1 protein-coding gene is annotated in these 2,438 nt (G+C 68.3%); it reads right to left on the reverse strand.

Features of this window, described 5'->3' with window-relative positions; translation table 11 throughout:
* A partial coding sequence (locus ABZ565_RS35295; protein WP_361036404.1) for a beta-ketoacyl synthase N-terminal-like domain-containing protein occupies positions 1–2,438 on the reverse strand: 2,438 nt, incomplete at both ends.

A 2,438-nucleotide genomic window follows, 5' to 3' on the forward strand; every position in this document is an offset into this window, starting at 1 on the left:
AACGACTGAGCCGCCAGGTGCAAAGCCACCAGGGAAGCCGAGCACGCCGTATCCACGGTGACGGCCGGGCCCTCCAGGCCAAGGGTGTAGGAAATACGGCCCGAGGCGACACTCGCCGTATTACCCGTGAGGAGGTACCCCTCCGTCCCCGCAACGGGCTCCGCCAGACGCGGACCGTACTCCCCCGTCATCGCGCCGACGAACACACCCGTCCGACTGCCCTTGAGCGACTGCGGAACAATCCCCGACCGTTCCAGCGCCTCCCAGGCCGTCTCCAGCAGCAGACGCTGCTGCGGGTCCATCGCCAACGCCTCACGCGGCGAAATCCCGAAGAACTCCGCGTCGAACCCGTCCGCCCCCTGCAGGAACCCGCCGTAACGCGCGTACGACTTCCCCGGCACACCCCGCTCGGCGTCGTACAGCCCCTCGACGTCCCAGCCACGATCCTCCGGCCAACCACCAATCGCATCCCCACCCTCGGCAACCAGCCCCCACAGTCCCTCCGGCGAAACCACTCCACCCGGATACCGGCACGCCATGCCCACAATCGCCAACGGCTCATCGGACACGTCCTCGACTCCGGAAAGGACCGCGTCCACGGCGTCCGGGTCGGGCGCACCCACCAGGTCGCGAACGATGTGGCGGGCGAGAACAGCGGGCGTCGGGTAGTCGTAGACGAGCGAGGACGGCAGGGCGAGGCCGAGGTCGGCGGCCAGGCGGCTGCGCAGCTCCACGGAGGTGAGTGAGTTGTAGCCCAAGTCCTTGAAGGGCAGCTCGGAATCGATCGCATCGGCGCTGTCGTATTCGAGGATCTCGGCGGTGTGGCGGCAGATCAGACCCGTGATCAGCTTTTGACGCAGGAGATCGCCCTGCTTGCCGGTGAGCTTGCGCACCCGGCTCGCCCACTCCCCCAGCACGCCTTCCGGCTCCTGCTCCGGCTCCTGCTCCGCTACGGAAACGGGACCGGCAGGGGCGTCGGGGGTGTTGATCCAGTAGCGCTTGCGCTGGAAGGCGTAGGTGGGGAGCTTGACCCGGTTCCCGCCGGGCAGGAAAGCGGTCCAGTCGACGTCGGTCCCGCTGGAGTAGGCGGTGCCCAGGGCCCGCAGCAGTGTCTTGGCCTCGTCACGCTCGCTCTTGAGTGCGGAGGTGGCGGTGGGGGTGTCGAGGGTGTTCTGAACGAGGGACGTCAGGACCGGGTCCGGCCCGAGTTCGAGGTACGTGGTGATGCCCTGGGCGTCCAGAGTGCGGATGCCGTCATCGAAACGGACCGCCGCGCGGATCTGGCGGGCCCAGTAACCAGGGTTGGTCAGCTCGTCGGCGATCTGGCCGGTCACGTTCGAGATGACCGTGATCTGCGGCTCGTTGAACGTCAGGGAGCCGATTGTCTCCTCGAACTCGGCCAGGGCGGTGTCCATGTGCGCGGAGTGGAAGGCGTGGGACACGGTGAGGTGCTTGACCTTGACCCCACGCCCTCGGAACAGCTCCTCCAGGACCCCGACCGCATCCGCGTCACCGGAGACGACCACGGCTGCCGGGCCGTTCACCGCCGCGAGCGACATGCCCTCAACCAGCTCCGGGACCACCTCTGTCTCCGGGGCGGCGATGGCGAGCATCGCTCCGCCCGCGCGGGCGGCTTGCATCAGGCGGCCCCGTACCGCGACCAGCGCACACGCGTCCTCCAGGGAGAAGACTCCGGCCGCGTATGCGGCGCTCACCTCACCGATCGAGTGACCGATCAGCGCGTCAGGGCGCACTCCGAAGGAGGACACCAGCGTGAACAGGGCCGACTCAAGGGCGAACAGTGCGGCCTGCGTGAACCGGGTCTGATCCAGCACCGGATCACCCTCGAACACCACATCCTTCAGCGACCGGCCCAGATGCCCGTCCAGGTACGCACACGCCGCGTCGAAAGCCTGGGCGAACACCGGGAACGCCTCATACAACTCCCGGCCCATCCCCGGACGCTGGCACCCCTGCCCCGTGAACAAGAACGCCGTCCCCGCAGCACCGACAGCACCCGCAGAACGAACCTTCTCCAGGCCGGCGATGAGCTCCTCGCGGTCCGCACCCACCACCACCGCACGGTGCTCGAAAACCGTGCGTGCCGAGGCCAGCGAGTAACCAATATCCAGCGGCGACGTGTCAGACCCGCGTACGAACTCGGCGAGCTTCCCCGCCTGCGCACGCAGCGCCTCTGCGCTGCGCCCGGACACCACCCACGGCACCAGCCCCGGCTGAACACCTTCCACCACTGGGGCCCGCTCGGGTGCGGGCCGCAGGATCAGGTGGCAGTTCGTCCCGCCCATCCCGAAGGACGACACACCCGCGACACGGGAGGACCCTTCCCACACACCCGTCTTCGTCTGGACTCGCAGGTTCAGCGCATCGAGATCGATCGCCGGATTCGCCGACTCGAAGTTCAGGCTTGCCGGCACCAC

The sequence above is a fragment of the Streptomyces sp. NPDC016469 genome (genome assembly GCF_040632905.1).
In the GTDB taxonomy this organism is placed as follows: domain Bacteria; phylum Actinomycetota; class Actinomycetes; order Streptomycetales; family Streptomycetaceae; genus Streptomyces.